General features: G+C 71.7%; 14 protein-coding genes. 8 read left to right on the forward strand and 6 right to left on the reverse strand.

Going from position 1 to position 14380, the window contains the following annotated elements; all coding sequences use genetic code 11:
* Positions 1-307: 307 nt before the first annotated feature.
* Complete coding sequence (locus ACIRQ7_RS09735) at positions 308-1639, reverse strand: aminotransferase class I/II-fold pyridoxal phosphate-dependent enzyme (RefSeq protein ID WP_404261278.1); 1332 nt, start codon at positions 1637-1639, stop codon at positions 308-310.
* 35 nt (positions 1640-1674) lie between these two features.
* On the opposite strand from ACIRQ7_RS09735, the gene ACIRQ7_RS09740 reads away from it, so the two are divergent.
* The gene (locus ACIRQ7_RS09740; protein WP_404261280.1) at positions 1675-2340 is read left to right on the forward strand and encodes a pyridoxamine 5'-phosphate oxidase family protein; all 666 of its coding nucleotides are present in this window, start codon (positions 1675-1677) and stop codon (positions 2338-2340) included.
* An 11-nt stretch (positions 2341-2351) separates the two neighbouring features.
* Complete coding sequence (locus ACIRQ7_RS09745) at positions 2352-3011, forward strand: FMN-binding negative transcriptional regulator (protein ID WP_404261282.1); 660 nt, start codon at positions 2352-2354, stop codon at positions 3009-3011.
* 179 nt (positions 3012-3190) lie between these two features.
* Here the strand turns inward: ACIRQ7_RS09745 and ACIRQ7_RS09750 are convergent, their stop codons facing one another.
* The gene (locus tag ACIRQ7_RS09750) at positions 3191-4396 is read right to left on the reverse strand and encodes an EamA family transporter (protein ID WP_404261283.1); all 1206 of its coding nucleotides are present in this window, start codon (positions 4394-4396) and stop codon (positions 3191-3193) included.
* 49 nt (positions 4397-4445) lie between these two features.
* Entirely contained in the window at positions 4446-4976 is a 531-nt protein-coding gene (locus ACIRQ7_RS09755) for a Clp protease N-terminal domain-containing protein (RefSeq protein ID WP_404261285.1), read from the reverse strand.
* Between the two features lie 285 nt (positions 4977-5261).
* On the opposite strand from ACIRQ7_RS09755, the gene ACIRQ7_RS09760 reads away from it, so the two are divergent.
* Both ACIRQ7_RS09760 and ACIRQ7_RS09765 read left to right on the forward strand, forming a co-directional pair.
* The gene (locus ACIRQ7_RS09760) at positions 5262-5762 is read left to right on the forward strand and encodes an HAD domain-containing protein (RefSeq protein ID WP_404261286.1); all 501 of its coding nucleotides are present in this window, start codon (positions 5262-5264) and stop codon (positions 5760-5762) included.
* Positions 5763-5930: 168 nt separating this feature from the next.
* Entirely contained in the window at positions 5931-6368 is a 438-nt protein-coding gene (locus ACIRQ7_RS09765; RefSeq protein ID WP_404261288.1) for an SRPBCC family protein, read from the forward strand.
* A 137-nt stretch (positions 6369-6505) separates the two neighbouring features.
* Here ACIRQ7_RS09765 and ACIRQ7_RS09770 read toward each other — a convergent pair whose 3' ends face one another.
* Positions 6506-7144, reverse strand: coding sequence for a PadR family transcriptional regulator (locus ACIRQ7_RS09770; RefSeq protein ID WP_404261290.1), 639 nt, complete (start codon positions 7142-7144; stop codon positions 6506-6508).
* Positions 7145-7403: 259 nt separating this feature from the next.
* Between ACIRQ7_RS09770 and ACIRQ7_RS09775 the strand changes: the two genes are divergently transcribed.
* Both ACIRQ7_RS09775 and ACIRQ7_RS09780 read left to right on the forward strand, forming a co-directional pair.
* Positions 7404-8030 (forward strand): dihydrofolate reductase family protein, encoded by a 627-nt coding sequence (locus tag ACIRQ7_RS09775; protein WP_404261292.1) that lies wholly within the window; start codon positions 7404-7406, stop codon positions 8028-8030.
* 265 nt (positions 8031-8295) lie between these two features.
* Positions 8296-9117: a PhzF family phenazine biosynthesis protein gene (locus ACIRQ7_RS09780; RefSeq protein WP_404261294.1), complete on the forward strand. Its 822-nt coding sequence runs from the start codon at positions 8296-8298 to the stop codon at positions 9115-9117.
* A gap of 87 nt (positions 9118-9204) precedes the next feature.
* Here ACIRQ7_RS09780 and ACIRQ7_RS09785 read toward each other — a convergent pair whose 3' ends face one another.
* Both ACIRQ7_RS09785 and ACIRQ7_RS09790 read right to left on the reverse strand, forming a co-directional pair.
* A complete protein-coding gene (locus ACIRQ7_RS09785) occupies positions 9205-10047 on the reverse strand; it encodes a CPBP family intramembrane glutamic endopeptidase (RefSeq protein WP_404261295.1) in 843 nt (280 codons plus the stop codon).
* A 1051-nt stretch (positions 10048-11098) separates the two neighbouring features.
* Positions 11099-12661 (reverse strand): glutamate-cysteine ligase family protein, encoded by a 1563-nt coding sequence (locus ACIRQ7_RS09790; protein WP_404261297.1) that lies wholly within the window; start codon positions 12659-12661, stop codon positions 11099-11101.
* 563 nt (positions 12662-13224) lie between these two features.
* Between ACIRQ7_RS09790 and ACIRQ7_RS09795 the strand changes: the two genes are divergently transcribed.
* Together ACIRQ7_RS09795 and ACIRQ7_RS09800 are read left to right on the forward strand one after the other, a co-directional pair.
* The gene (locus ACIRQ7_RS09795) at positions 13225-13812 is read left to right on the forward strand and encodes a hypothetical protein (RefSeq protein WP_404261299.1); all 588 of its coding nucleotides are present in this window, start codon (positions 13225-13227) and stop codon (positions 13810-13812) included.
* Positions 13813-14151: 339 nt separating this feature from the next.
* A complete protein-coding gene (locus tag ACIRQ7_RS09800) occupies positions 14152-14349 on the forward strand; it encodes a DUF5999 family protein (protein ID WP_401469214.1) in 198 nt (65 codons plus the stop codon).
* Positions 14350-14380: the final 31 nt, after the last annotated feature.

Raw genomic sequence — 14380 nt, forward strand, 5'->3', positions numbered from 1 at the left:
ACCCACCCCGCACCCCATCGACCTCAGCCCAGCGGACCCCGACGCCAGAAGCCCACCCGACGTCAGACGCCCACCCCGGCCTCAGCCGCCCCCCACAACCACAGCCCACTCACCCACCCATCACCAACCCACCCCCACCCCACCCCGCCCCACTTCCATCAAACGACCTCGCCCCGAGGCGTACCGGCACATGCCTCCAGCCCCAAGCCCCAAGCCCCACCCTCACCGTCGCCCCCAACCGCCGCTCTCCCGACCGACAGCCCTCGCTCGCCCGCTCCCACCACCCGGCACGCGCCCTCCCCCTCCCTCACTCGTAGCGGCGCGCTTCGCCCAGCCCCACGGCAGAAGCGACGGCGTCCGCCACGGGCGCGATGTCGTCGTCGGACAGGGCGGACACGGTGATCCGTACGCCCGGCGGGGACTGCATGCGGAAGCGGGCTCCGGGTGCCACCGCCCAGCCTGCGTGCAGAAGGCGGGACACTGCTCCGGTCTCGTCCGGGACCGGTACCCAGACGTTCATCCCGCTGCGCCCGCGCGCCGGCACTCCGCGCTCCGCCAGCGCGCGTATCAGCGCCTCGCGCCGCCGGCCGTAGGCGCCGGCGATCGCCGCCGGCTCGATCGCGGACGTCCGCCACAGGTGCGCGACCGTGTCCTGGAGCAGATGACTGACCCAGCCGGGCCCCAGCCGCTGGCGTCCGCTCACCCGGTCCACGGTCACGGGGTCACCGGTCAGCACCGCCAGGCGCAGGTCCGGGCCGTAGGCCTTGGCGGTGGAGCGCACCAGGACCCAGTGGTCGGTGATGCCGGACAGCGGATGGAGCGGGAGGTCGACGATGCCGTGGCCATGGTCGTCCTCGATGAGGAGCACACCGGGGTGGTCCGCCAGCAGTGTCCGCAGTTCCGTGGCGCGGGCCCGGCTGACGGCCGCCCCCGTAGGGTTCTGCGCCCGGTCGGTGATGACGACCGCTCGGGCGCCGTCCTGGAGAGCTCGGGCCAACTGCTCGGGCAGCGGGCCCTCGTCGTCCACCGCGACCGGTGCCGGGCGCAGTCCGAGCGCGGGGATGAGATCCAGGAGGCTGCCCCAGCCGGGGTCCTCCACCGCCACCGCGTCGCCCGTCCGCAGGTGCGCGGCGAGCACGCGCTCTATGGCATCCAACGACCCGCTGGTGAGGGTGACGGGGCCGTCGGGCACGCCGTCTCGGGTGAAGGCCGAGCGGGCGAGCGCCGCGAGGTCGTCGTCGACGGCCGGGTCACCGTAGAGCACGGGGCGCCGCGCGCTGCGCGCCGCGGCCTCGGCGAGGGCGCTTTCCAGCGGGGGGAGCAGGCTCGGGTCGGGGTTGCCCGCCGAGGCGTCCCGGACGCCCGGTGGCACCTGGACCCGCAGTGCCTCGCGCGCGGTGCTGGCCGGGCGGGATCGCACCCGGCTGCCGCGGCGGCCCGCCGTTTCGATCACTCCTCGGTCGCGCAGCGTGCGGTACGCGGACGCGACCGTATTGGGATTCACCTCGAGATAGACAGCCAACTCCCTTAGCGGGGGCAGCACTTCGCCCGGTTGGAGCTCGCCCGCACCGACGGCTCGTTCGACACTGGCGGCAATCTCCGATGCGCGCCGCCCTTCGATCCGATACTCTCCTAGCACAAAGATTATTATGCACTAGTGCAATGGAGAAGGCAATGACGCAAGCCGAGTCGTACGCACCGTCCGAGCGCACGGTCCCCACCCGTGCCCGCGAGCGCGCTTCCTACGACCACGAGACGGTGCACGCCATCCTCGACGAGGGGTACGTCTGTCATCTGGGTTTCGTGCGCGACGGGGCGCCGGTCGTCCTGCCCACCCTCTACGGCCGTGTCGGCGACCGCCTCTACCTGCACGGTTCGACGGGTTCGCGGCCGCTGCGGACGGCACGCGAAGCGGCGGACTCCGGCCTGCCCGTGTGTGTCACCGTCACCCACATCGACGGCCTGGTCCTGGCCAAGTCCGCCTTCCACCACTCCATCAACTACCGCTCCGTCGTCGTGCACGGCACCGCATATCAGGTCATCGACGAGGACGAGAAGACGGCCGCCCTCGACTCCCTCGTCGACCATGTCCTGCCCGGCCGGGCCGCCGACTCCCGGCCCGGCAACGCCAAGGAGCTGGCCGCCACCGCCGTGATCCGGCTCGATCTGCGCGAGGTGTCCGCCAAGATCCGCGCCGGCGGGCCCAACGACGAGCCCGAGGACCTCGCGCTGCCCTACTGGAGCGGCGTCCTCCCCGTGGCTCCGGCGTATGGCGCGCCGATACCGTCCGACGATCTCGCACCCGGCACGGCCGAGCCTGCGTACCTCTCCGCCCGCTGAGGAGGCACCCGATGCTGATCCACCCCTGGGACGCCCCCGGCGACGACGCCGAATGGCAGGACTGGCTGGCCACGCACGACTTCGGCCAGCTGGCGGTCAACGGACCGCCCGGCGCACCACCGATGCTGCAACCCCTGCACTTCGCGTATGACGCGCCCCGCCTCGAGATCGTCACGCATCTGGCCCGCCCCAACCCCATATGGGACGCGCTCGCCGGGAGCCCGGCGGTTCTGCTGAGCGTGGTCGACGACTACACCTTCATTCCCGGACCGTGGCAGGCCGAGCCGGACCAGCCGCCCGAGCACGGCGTGCCGACCAGCTTCTATGCCGCGGTCCAGCTGACCTGTACAGCGCATGTCGTGGACGCCCCCGAGGCGAAGGCCGCGCTACTGGAACGCCAGATGGGCCATTTCCAGCCGGACGGCGGGTCGGCTCCGGTCGCCGTGGGAGAGGCACCCTACGGGCGGCTGCTCTCCGGCATCCGCGGCCTGCGGCTCGAGGTGCGGGACGTACGCGCGAAGTTCAAGTACGCGGGCAAGCGGAGCGAGGCCGTCCAGCAACGCATCTCGGAGCGCCTCGCCGAACGTGACGCACCCGGCGACGCGGCGGCCCGCACGCACCAGCAGCGCCGCCTGGCCGCCGCCTCCCACCCCGCCTCCACCGATTCCTGAACGGCCGGGCGCAAAGAGGAAGGGCACGCGCCCAGGCACGGAGAGGAGCAAGGCGAGCCGGCGCGGCGGGAACCCACGGGCGACCCCGACGTGGACGGGCCGGCGGCGACGCCCGCAGCCGTCCGCATGGTCGGTGACGGTCGGCCCGCCAGCCGACGGCGAAGCAGAGATCAGACGACCTACGTGGCGCGCGATCCGGCCGGCAGGTCGTCCCCGGTATGCGGCTCGGAAGAGGGACCTGCCGGCGCCACTTCCACCCCCACCCCCACCGTCTCCTTTCCCTCCGCTGCCACAGCTGCGGCCGCGTACGGCTTCGCCCCGCCGGCGACCGGGTCGGCCGCGCGCTCCTCCTCGGGCGTCGGCTTCGACGTCGGCTTCGCCTTGGCGGACTGGGCGATGAAGGCGCCGACCAGGACGACCACGCCGCCGATGATCTGCGGTGCGGAGAGATGCTCGCCGAGCAGCACCCATGCCAATACGGTCGCGATCACCGCTTCCAGGCACGCCACCACCCCGGCGACCTGCGGTGACAGCACCCGGATCGAGATGACGCCGGTGAGATAGGCGAGCACCGTGGCGATCAGCACGATCCAGGCGAGCAGCAGCAGTGCGGGCACCTGAGTGCCGTTCATGTCGGCGCTGCCGCCGAGCACCGGCCAGTGCATGGTCCAGGGCCGTGCGATGACGGTGAGGACGACCGCACCGATCAGCAGGCCGTACGCGATCACGCCGAGCGGGTCCACCGCGTCCTCGCCGTCGCTGCCGTGGTCGGACAGCACGAAGTAGCCGACCTGGCAGCAGGCGGCGCCGAGCGCGAGGGCGAGCCCGATGATGTCGAAGCTCAGTCCGGACCACACCTCGACCACGCAGGCCAGGCCGCCGACCGCCAGGATGACGCCGATGGCCGCCGCGCGGGTCACCGGCCGCTTCTGCACGAACCGCACCCAGCCGAGCACGAGGGCGGGTGCCAGGTATTCGATGAGCAGCGCGACGCCGACGGGGATGCGGGAGAGGGCGGCGAAGTAGCAGGCCTGGACGCCGGCGACGGCGAGCAGGCCGAAGCCGACGAGCAGGGCGGGCCGGCGGCGCGGCAGGTCACGGTGGCGCCAGGCGACGGGCAGCATGACCAGCGCCGCGCCGGCGACGCGCAGCCAGGTGACGTGCAGGGGGTCGAGGCCGGCAGCGATCAGGGGTTTGGCGGCGACGCCCGAACCGCCGAACGCGAGGGCGGAGAGCAGGGCGATGGCGAGGCCTGTGCCCCTGCTGCGGGTGCGGCCGCCCTTGCCGCCGGAGGCCCGTTGCGGCTGACGGGTCCCTGCGGACTCTGACGTGTGCCGGCCGGTGCCGGTCGCTGGGCCGGCGGGGCTCCCCGAAGACGCGTGCATCGGGTCATCATGACAGCCGCCGTCAGCAGCGTCACCACCTATACCCCTGTCATTCCTGGCCGGAGGGGTCGGCGTCCAGGCGCGCGGCGAGCAGGGCGATATCGACGGAGGCCCGGCGCAGCACCTCGACGGCCCGCGATTCGGGGTCGTCGACCAGGGCGGCCAGCAGGTCGAGGCAGCCGGCGCGGTGATCGTAGCGGGCGTGCGCGCGGTCGAGGGCGCCGTCCATGGCGGCGGCAGCCGCGGGCGACCATCCGGGAACGCCGCCCTCGGCGACCAGGGGGACCGCGCCGGAGTCCTCGACGGTGCCGTGCCACCGGAGTCCGTAGCCGATGCTGCGCTGGACGAGGTAGCCGAGCAGCCGGGCGACCTGCGGGCCGCCGTCGAAGGTGTCGCGGACGGCGGGGTCCCATTCCAGGAGGCCGTGCAGCAGGTGGGCGGTGTCGACCTGTCGGTCGCCGTCACGGGTGGCCCGCCTGCGGGCAGCGGAGACCACGGACGCGAGCTCCACGGTGAGCTGGGTGTCGAGGTCTTCCGGAGCGGCGCTGTCGCCACCGCTGTACGCAGTACGGTTTTGCACCCTCCCACCCCACCAGCCGCCGGGAGCCGGAGCATCCCCGGTGGGGAGCATTTGCGCATCCCACCGTGGTTGGGCACACACGCACCGCATCTCATCCTCAGGAAGGAGATGCGCCGAAGCGTGCCGGTTCGTCACCGGCTTCACCGGCGTCACCGGCGGGGACAGGGGTGGGGTGCGCACCCGCCTCGCCCACCCGGCGGAGGCAACCGCCGGCCGCTCGCCGCACGTCCCTCCCGGCAAAACCTGTTCGCGCTTCCCGGCAAAACCTGCCCGCGGAGGATTCCGATGGCCGACCGACCGCTGCTCTTCCTCGACATCGACGGCGTGCTCAACCCGGTGCTGCCCACCCCCGGTTTCGTCGCGCACGATCTGCTCGATCACACCGTGCTGCTCTCCGCCGACCATGCCGGCTGGCTGGGCGAGCTGGCCGGCGCTTATGAACTCGTCTGGGCCACCACCTGGGAGCATCACGCGAACACCCATGTCGCACCGCTGCTGGGGCTGCCCGCACTGCCGGTGGTCGAGTTCACCGGGTATCGCAGTCGTCCGGACGATCCGCAGTTGGAGGGTGTGGAGACCCTGCTGGGGCGGAAGTGGGCGCCGTTGCTGCGCTACGCCGGGGACCGTCCGTTCGCGTGGGTGGACGATGTGATGCCCGACAGCCTGGTGCGGCACAGTCGGCAGCGACCCGACCGGTTGCTGCTGCCGGTCGATCCGGGGCACGGGCTGCGCCGCCACCATGTGGAGCGACTCCTCGCCGATCGACCCAGGGCGCACCTCGCCTAAGACCTGTCGGCACACGGGGCGCGCCTCCCACGGACCTGACGGCACACAGGGCGCGCCACGTAAAGACCTGACGGTGCATCAGATTGATGAGCCATCGCCCTTGAACCTTCACTCCCTTGCCGTTACGGTCCGCGGCACCAGCCAGGACCGTCACGAAGGGGTGATCGCATGGCCGAAGTCACCGCCCAGGCCCGCATGGAAGCACCGGCCGAGAAGGTCTGGGAGCGGCTCACCGACTTCGACGCGTACGGACAGTGGAACGCCACGCACACCGCCTTCCCCAAGGGCGGTCCGGAAGTGCTCGAAGTGGGCGCGGCGTACGAGGAAAACATGAAGCTGATGGGCTTCCCGGCGGAGGTCAACTGGACCGTGCGGGAAGTGCGGCCCGGTCGGCTGCTCGACATCCAGGGCAAGGGCCCGATGGGCGTCAACCTGGGCATGCGCTACGCGCTCACGCCTGACGGCGGAGCGACGACCGTCCGCATCGACGGGGCCTTCACCGGCGCGGCGGTCTCGCTGATGGCCGGGAAGCTCAAGGACTCGGCGGGCGCCGCCCTCAACGAATCGCTGCGCAAGCTCGCCGCCCTGGTCGCCACGGCGGGGTAATGCCCGGGACGGACGCGTGGGGCCGCGACCGGCAGTCCGGTCGCGGCCCCGGGCCGGAGAATCCCCGGCCGTCGCCGTCCGCCTCGCCGTGAACACGCATTCCCGGCTCGGCGTTCAGCCTTCTCGATCAAAGATCCTCAGTCCTCTTCGGCGAGGATCAGATACAGCTCCTTACGTGCCTTGTTGACCACCGCCATCGCCTTCTCGCGCTGCTCGGGGCTGCCGGTGGCCCATACCTGCCGGAACGCCTCGACCAGGCCGCCGCCCGCCTTGCGTATTTCGTTCATGGCGTCCCAGTCGACGCCGCGGCCGGCGTCCTCCCAGGGCGCGTCCGAGCCGCTGTCGGCTTCGCTGCGGCCGGCGTCGGTCAGCGAGAAGAGCTTCTTGCCGCCCTCGCTCGCGTTGGTGATCAGACCCTCGTCCTCCAGGAGCTGCAGGGTCGGGTAGACCGAGCCGGGGCTGGGCTTCCACGCCCCGCCGCTGCGTTCGGCGATCTCCTGGATCATTTCGTAGCCGTGCATCGGACGGTCCTTGAGCAGCGCCAGGATCGAGGCGCGCACATCGCCGCGCCGCGCCCGGCCGCGCGGTCCGCCGCGGCCCCTGCCGCCGCCGAAGGGCGGCCCACCGAAGGGCGGGCCGAACCCGCCGAAGGCCGCGCGCCGCCGCTCGAAGCCGCCGGGGAAGTCGCCCCGATCGCCGTGCGGCCCGGGGCCGCAGTACTCGTGCCGGCGCTCGTGGCCGTGGTCATGTCCGTGATCGTGCTGTCGGGTGCGCATGGTGACGCCCTACTTTCTATCGTTGATCGGTCGCGATACCTCAACGATATATCGGAACCGCTCGCCGAGCAATCCCCTTTCCGCGGCATCCACTGCATCCGATGTATCCGCCGCATCCGCGGCATCCCGCTGCGGAGCTTCGTCACCGGCCGCCGGAAGGAGCCCAGAGCCGACCCCTGCCGCGCGGCGGGCGATGAGTTCCCGGCCGACCGGGAGTCCCTACCGATGCAGGCAGATTCCGCACCCGAAAGGCAGCATCATGAGCACACTGATCGTCACCGCATTCATCACCATGGACGGCGTCATGCAGGCGCCCGGCGGCCGGGGCGAGGACGTCGACGAAGGCTTCGCACACGGCGGCTGGCAGGTCCCGTACGTCGACGACGACTTCATGCGCCTCATGACGGGAACCTTCGAGCGGACCGACCATCTCCTCCTCGGCCGGAAGACCTACGACATCTTCGCCGCCCACTGGCCCCGCATCACCGACGAGAACAACCCCATCGCCGTGAAGCTCAACGCCATGCCCAAGTACGTCGCCTCGCGCACCCGCGACAGCCTGGAGTGGAACAACTCCCACCTGCTCAAGGGCGACGCCGCCGAGTCGATCGCGCAGCTCAAGGAGCAGCTCGACGGCGTGATCATGACGCAGGGCAGCAGCGATCTCATCCGCACCCTGCAGCAGCACGACCTCGTCGACGAGTACCGGCTGCTCGTCAACCCCGTGATCCTCGGAACGGGCAAACGGCTCTTCGCCGAGGGCGCCGCCCCCGTCGCCTGGAAGCTCACGGAATCCCGCGCGACCGGCGTCGGCGTGCAGTACTGCGTCTACGAACGGGCGGGGAAGCCCGAGTACGGGTCCTTCATGCTGGACGAGCAGGAGTGAGCACGCCCGAGGCGCATCCTGCCCGGCGGCCCGCGTCCGACCCGAGTCCGGCCCTCCCGACCAGCAGGCGGGGGCCGGGCGAAGCAAGGCGAGGCCAGGCGATGACGGCAGCCCGATCGGTCCACCGGATCCCCTGCGGCTCCCCCGATAAGCCGCACAATCCGCCGAGAACCCCCATTGGACGGCATACCTACCGCTCCACATCAGTCCAATTTCTTGGCATTGGCCTTGGTCGGCGCCACATCGGCGCCCCTACGCTCGCCCCATGAGGATTCGTATCGTCGACGCATTCAGCGCCCGTCCGTTCGCCGGCAACCCTGCGGGAGTCGTACTCCTCGACGCCGTCGGCTTCCCCGATGACGTCTGGCTCCAACAGGTCGCCGCCGAGGTCAATCTCGCGGAGACCGCCTTCGCGCACCGGCTGCCCGAGGGCGGCGACGCCGACTGGGCGCTGCGCTGGTTCACCCCGGCCGCCGAGGTGAACCTGTGCGGGCACGCCACCCTGGCCACCGCGCATGTCCTGGCCACCACCGGAACGGCCACCGGCACGGTGCGCTTCCGCACCCGTAGCGGGCGGCTCACCACCACGGCCGGCGACGACGGACAGATCACGATGGACTTCCCGACCGCGCCGCTCACACCGGTGGAGGTTCCGCGCGTGGTGGCGGACGCGCTGGGCGCCGAGATCCGTTCCGCGTACGACACCGGGCCCGGCGTCGGCGATCTGCTCGTCGAGCTGGCGGACGAGCAGACCGTACGCTCACTGACCCCGGACTTCAGGGCCCTGGCCGGGCACGGCGGCCGCGGCGTCATCGCCACCGCGCCCGCCGAAAACCCCGACGGAGGCTACGACTTCGTCTCGCGCGGCTTCTTCCCGTACGTGGGGATCGACGAGGATCCCGTGACGGGCAGCGCGCACACCGCGCTCGCGCCGTTCTGGTCGGCGCGCCTGGGCCGCGACGCGCTGGTGGGCCTGCAGAGCTCGGCACGTACCGGTTTCGTACGGACCGAGCTGCGCGGTGACCGCACGCTGCTGACCGGCACGGCGGTCACCGTGATCGACGGCGAGCTGCTGGCCGCCGGCTGATCGCTCGCGGCCCGGCAGCCCAGCGAGGAGGCCGGGCCGCGGAGCACGGCGCCGGCCGCTGCGCGCAGGGCCGGGCAGGCGGCCGCCTCACGCCGTCGGCAGCCACCCCACCCGGCCCGCGAGCAGCGCGTACCCGACGAAGGCCACGATGTCGATGAGGGCATGGGCGGCGACCAGCGGCCCGACGCGGCCCCAGCGCCGATAGAGCAGCACGAAGAGCACGCCCATCACCATGTTGCCGACCAACCCGCCGATGCCCTGGTACAGGTGGTATGAGCCGCGCAGTACCGCACTCGCCGCCAGGGCGGCCACCGGCGCCCACCCCAACTGCCCCAGTCTGCGCAGCAGATACCCCACGACGATGACTTCCTCCACGACGGCGTTCTGCACCGCGGAGGCGATCAGTACCGGCAGCTTCCACCACACGTCGGGCAGCGCTTCGGGGACCACGGTCAGATTGAATCCGGCCGCCCGCGCGCCCAGATAGAGCAGCAGTCCGCTGCCCCCGATGGCCGCCGCCACCGCGGCTCCCCGCCCCAGGTCCGAACCGGGCCGGCTCCGGTCGAACCCGATCGCCCGCAGACCGCCTGCCCGTTCGCGCAGCAGCAGATGGGCCACCAGCGCGACCGGCACCAGCGCGGTGGCGATACCGAACAGCTGCCAGGCGAGATCCAGCCAGGGCCGGCCGGGTGCCTGGGACCCGTTGAGCGTCGCCGCCTGATCCTTCAGGCCGCCCGGTTTGGTGACGGATCCGACGAAACTGATGAGCGCGGAGAGCCCGCTCGCGCCGAGCGACAGGGCCAGGACCAGCAGCGTCTCACTGCGCAGGATTCGCCGCGCCGGTTCCTCGGCCGCTCCCCCGCCCCGTCCCGTACCGGCTCCCTGACCTGGAACGTCCGCGTCCGCCACGGGACTCGTATCCGATTGCACGGCTTCCTCCACTTCCGCGATACCGCCTCTCCACCACCACCGCCCCGCCGGGGCGTGTCCACACAGTCCCTTCCGGCGCGCGGCACCCGGCACGCACCTCGCCGGGCTATCAGGATCTCCCCGGTACGACCGCGGTACCGGGAAGACCCTCCGCCTGCCAGGGCACGCACCGGACACCGCGAGCCCCGCCCTCCGGTCACGGTCGGACGAAGGGACGTCGCGGACACGCCCAAGGTCTCGAATACAGGTACGAAGATCGCGCGCGACAGGCCGGGGACGGGCGCCTCCACGTGGCGTGTTCCCTCTCCCCATCGATTCCCGATCGCGTCCGGTCCCTCGGGGGTCCGAGATTCAGATGAGGCGCTACCGCAAGGGGACGTCATAGCTTGCCCGACGACTCCGGACCGGACACCACAGGGGCCCACTCCGGCACACGCCGCCGCGCTCCCGTCCTCGCCACCGCGCGCGTCCTCACGGTCGCCGTAGCCCCCGGCGCCCGTCGTGGCGCTGCGCGGCGATCGGCTCCCCTTCATCGGCCTTCATCGGCCTTCATCGGCGGGGAATGCGACGGCAATGCGGTGCGGCTCGGCGCCCCGGCCTCCCTCGACACCGGGCCGCGGAAGTGCTCCCCCCTGGACGGTCCCAAGGACTCTCTGAGGCTGTCGCCCACCGCCCGGCTCGCCCACCGCCCGGCTCGGCGACCGGGGCACGGCCGGCGCGACGCACCGCGACGAACTCGTCGCCGTGTTCAGCTCACCGGTGCCGGTCCCCAACGGCGCCACGGGGCCGTACGGCACCGTGCCGGCCGCGTACGGACAGGCCCGTCAGACCTGTGGGGCCGGGAAGTTCCGCTCCCCGGTGAGCGTCACCGAGCATCACCGACCGGGCCGACGACGACTCCAGCAGCATCGAACTCGACGCTCCGGTGGCCGGGCTCGATCCGTCAGGAGGCCGATAGGTCGGCGCCGGACCGCATCGCGGCCCCGACCGGCGGCTGGGCGGCCCACCCGTCAGCGACCCTTGCAGATCCACCAGGACATCCTCACCGCCATCATGGCGGCGGGCCGCAAGGCCCCGCGGTAGTACGAGGGGCCGACCTGCGGCCGGTCTCCTTCGCGGCCCAGCCGACCGGCCAGGTGTGCACCGGTTCCCCGCCGTGCATCAGCTCGCCGTAGCGCCGGGTCATCGCGGCGAGCGCGGCGTCGCGGTCCAGGCCCTGGCGCTGCGCGTGGTGGAAGGCCGCGGCCTGCCAGGACGCCCCGTTGGTGCGGCGTGCGCAGCGCTGCTCGATGATGCCCAGGTAGTGGTCGCGGTCGGCGCGTTCGACGCCCCAGGAGTCCAGCCCGGCCGCCGCCAGCGGCAGCAGCTCCTGGCGTACGAGGCGTGCCGCCGGGATCTCGGCGAGGGTTCCGGCGCGTCCGGGGCGCGGCCACCGCAGGGTGGCGTCGATGCCGTCGCGGCAGGCCGTGTCGAAGTTCTCGGCGGCGGTCGCGAAGGGCAGCCGGGACCAGACGGGGCGCGGCTCCTCGGCGAGCGCCCGCACCAGGCCGTAGTAGAAGGCCGTGTTGGCGACGACATCGGCGACGGTGGGCCCGGCCGGCAGCACGCGGTTCTCGACGCGCAGATGCGGGACGCCGTCGGCGACGTCGTAGACGGGGCGGTTCCAGCGGTAGACGGTGCCGTTGTGCAGTACCAGTTCGGACAGGTCGGGCACGTCGCCCGCGTCGAGCATCCGCAGTGGTTCCTGGGGGCCGCAGATCGGCAGCAGCGGCGGGAAGTAGCGCAGGTTCTCCTCGAAGAGGTCGTGGGCGGAGTCGATCCAGCGCTCGCCGAACCAGGTGCGGGGGCGCACCCCCTGGGCCTGGAGTTCGGGCGGCCGGGTGTCGGTGGCCTGCTGGAAGACCGGCGGGCGCGACTCGCGCCACAGCTCGCGGCCGAAGAGGAACGGTGAATTGGCGCCCACCGCCACCTGTACGGCGGCGATGGCCTGTGCGGCGTTCCAGACGGCGGCGAACCGCCCCGGCGTCACCTGGAGGTGCAACTGGACGGAGGTGCAGGCGGCTTCGGGGGCTATCGAGGGCGAGCGGGAGCGCAGATGCTCGACGCCCTGGATGTCGATCGCGAAGTCCTCGCCGCGGGCCGCCCGCATCTCGTCGTTGAGGATCGCGTAACGGTCGGTCCCGGAGAGGCTGGAGGCCGTGAGGTCCGTGGCGTTCAGGGTCGGCAGAATGCCGATCATCACGATGCGGGCGGCGACTTCGCGTGCTTTCCGGTCGGCATAGGCCAGGCCCGTACGGAGTTCTTCGGCGAGCTGATCGAGGACCCGTCCGGTCAAGCGGTGCGGCAGGACATTGACCTCGATATTGCACTGGGCGAGTTCGGTCTGGAAATCGCGGCTGGCGATCCGCTCGAGCACTTGGGTGTTCATCATGCGGGGCAGTCCGTCGGCCCCCGCAAGATTCAGTTCTATCTCCAGGCCCATGAGGTTCTTGGGGCGGTCGAACCTCTCCTCTTTCAGGAGTCGCGCCAGCCCCTCCAAGCACTCGTGAAGCTTTCTTCGATAACGCTCCCGGCCGGCCGGGTCGAGCCCGTCCGCGGCGACCTTCTCGCCCATCGAAGGGTCCCTCCTCAGTGAACGGCCCGCGGCCACGGGCCGGTTGGGCCGTCCCCGACACCACCGGGGCACGCGGCTACGGTCGATGATGCCCCGGCGATCTGATCGAAAACGCCGCACCGACGTGACGGTGGCGATAGGCTCGAAGTGACGGAGTGCCTGGCACATTCCGTGGGCATACCTCAACGGCGATCGCCGTCTGCAATTGCATCGGGAATTGCAAGGACGAGATCCGGCCTACCGCTTCGGCGAGGAATTACGAGGCGATCCCCCGGAAACCCCACGCAAAGCGGGGGAAAACACCCTGCGAAGGGGTCCGGATTCCGCCTTGCCGGAAATCCACAAGGCGGCTAGCCGAAACACTTTCAGAACATACGTCGTATAAACTCCGCTGACGAGGCTGAGAGTTGGCGCCCGGCATTGCGGTGTTCTCACCGGAGCTGGAGCACAGCGTCCGACCCGCCGGGCCCAGCCCCGGTCGGCCGTGCTCTCACCCCGCATGCTGACAGCGCCGTCCGCATTTACCCCGCTCCACCGTGTCTCCGAGTGAGAGGCGACCCACCATGCCGCTGCATGTTCCCCCTGCTCCCGCGCCCGCCCTGCGCAGCGTTCTCGCCGCCCTCGGCTCCCCCAGTGCCGTCCGTGAGGCACCGGCCCACGCCCTGCGCGCCCATCAGGGCCCGCTGAGCCCGGACCACCCCCTGCCCGTCCACGTCTGGGACGACGTCAGCCGCGCCGGCGGGCCGGGTCGCACCCGCCTCGCCGGCTGGCGCTTCCTGGTCCGCGACGGAGAACGCGCCGTGGCGGCGGCCGAGGCGATGCTCACCGCCGACGGCTGGACGTTCTCGCACTTCTGCGGCGGCCCGTACGTCACCGCGACCGAGCAGGCCCTGCAGCAGGCCGAGGCGCTCCCGATGGCCTACCAGCCGCGGTTGCTGTCCGTGCCGGAGCTGTACATGCTGACCTTGTGGCTGCATCACGACATCACCTCGGACGGCGCCGAGGGGGTTCCGGCGCCCGCCGACCTCCTCGTACCACTGGCGCCCGCCCCGCCGGGGATCGCCGCACACCGTCCGCAGCGGGTCGCGGATCTGCTGCCCCGGCTCACTCTCCGGGTCACGCCCGGTCCGTTGCTCGGCTCACCCGCCTGACCTTGGACCGCGGGCCGGATCCGGCCCGCACCGCGGCGTACGCCGTCTCTCAGGAGCGCGCCCCGAGGCCCATTCGGCCGCGGGGCGCGCCGCTGTTCTCACCCGCGCGGCCTAGCCCGCCGCTACCACTCCCAACCCCCCTCAGCGGGTGCTCATTTGGGAGCAACCGCCCGCACGGGTGACGCGTCCGTATCGAGTGAGTACCGCTGCTGCGAAATCCCTGCGGAATCATCTCCGTAGGGCAACACTGGGACCGACCGAGGAAACGGGGGAGCGGCCATGACCACCTCATCGCGCCGCACGACGACGTTCACCACACCGCAGCGAAAGACAACTCCCATGTGTCAGCACCAACCGCCCTGCCCGACCGCAGACTCCACCGACCGGGAAGCCGCGCATCCCGTGGCACACCACCCGGAGCAGGGTTGGAGCCTGCTGTGCAACGGCGTCCTCCTCTTCGAGGACACCGGTGAGCTCCTGCCGGACGGGCAGGTCATCGCCCCGCACCGCACCTCGCGGGTCGTCACCGCCGTCTGACCCGCGCAAGGCCGCGCGGACGACGCACGCC

This window comes from Streptomyces sp. NPDC101393, assembly GCF_044767385.1.
Classification (GTDB): domain Bacteria; phylum Actinomycetota; class Actinomycetes; order Streptomycetales; family Streptomycetaceae; genus Streptomyces.

What these genes read in the sequence shown, in the direction of transcription:
- ACIRQ7_RS09780 (WP_404261294.1), top strand. Translation starts at nt 8,296, where the DNA reads ATGAGGATTCGTATCGTCGACGCATTCAGCGCCCGTCCGTTCGCCGGC.
- ACIRQ7_RS09765 (WP_404261288.1), top strand. Translation starts at nt 5,931, where the DNA reads ATGGCCGAAGTCACCGCCCAGGCCCGCATGGAAGCACCGGCCGAGAAG.
- ACIRQ7_RS09740 (WP_404261280.1), top strand. Translation starts at nt 1,675, where the DNA reads ATGACGCAAGCCGAGTCGTACGCACCGTCCGAGCGCACGGTCCCCACC.
- ACIRQ7_RS09745 (WP_404261282.1), top strand. Translation starts at nt 2,352, where the DNA reads ATGCTGATCCACCCCTGGGACGCCCCCGGCGACGACGCCGAATGGCAG.
- ACIRQ7_RS09795 (WP_404261299.1), top strand. Translation starts at nt 13,225, where the DNA reads ATGCCGCTGCATGTTCCCCCTGCTCCCGCGCCCGCCCTGCGCAGCGTT.
- ACIRQ7_RS09800 (WP_401469214.1), top strand. Translation starts at nt 14,152, where the DNA reads ATGTGTCAGCACCAACCGCCCTGCCCGACCGCAGACTCCACCGACCGG.
- ACIRQ7_RS09790 (WP_404261297.1), bottom strand. Translation starts at nt 12,661, where the DNA reads ATGGGCGAGAAGGTCGCCGCGGACGGGCTCGACCCGGCCGGCCGGGAG.
- ACIRQ7_RS09750 (WP_404261283.1), bottom strand. Translation starts at nt 4,396, where the DNA reads ATGCACGCGTCTTCGGGGAGCCCCGCCGGCCCAGCGACCGGCACCGGC.
- ACIRQ7_RS09770 (WP_404261290.1), bottom strand. Translation starts at nt 7,144, where the DNA reads ATGCGCACCCGACAGCACGATCACGGACATGACCACGGCCACGAGCGC.
- ACIRQ7_RS09775 (WP_404261292.1), top strand. Translation starts at nt 7,404, where the DNA reads ATGAGCACACTGATCGTCACCGCATTCATCACCATGGACGGCGTCATG.
- ACIRQ7_RS09760 (WP_404261286.1), top strand. Translation starts at nt 5,262, where the DNA reads ATGGCCGACCGACCGCTGCTCTTCCTCGACATCGACGGCGTGCTCAAC.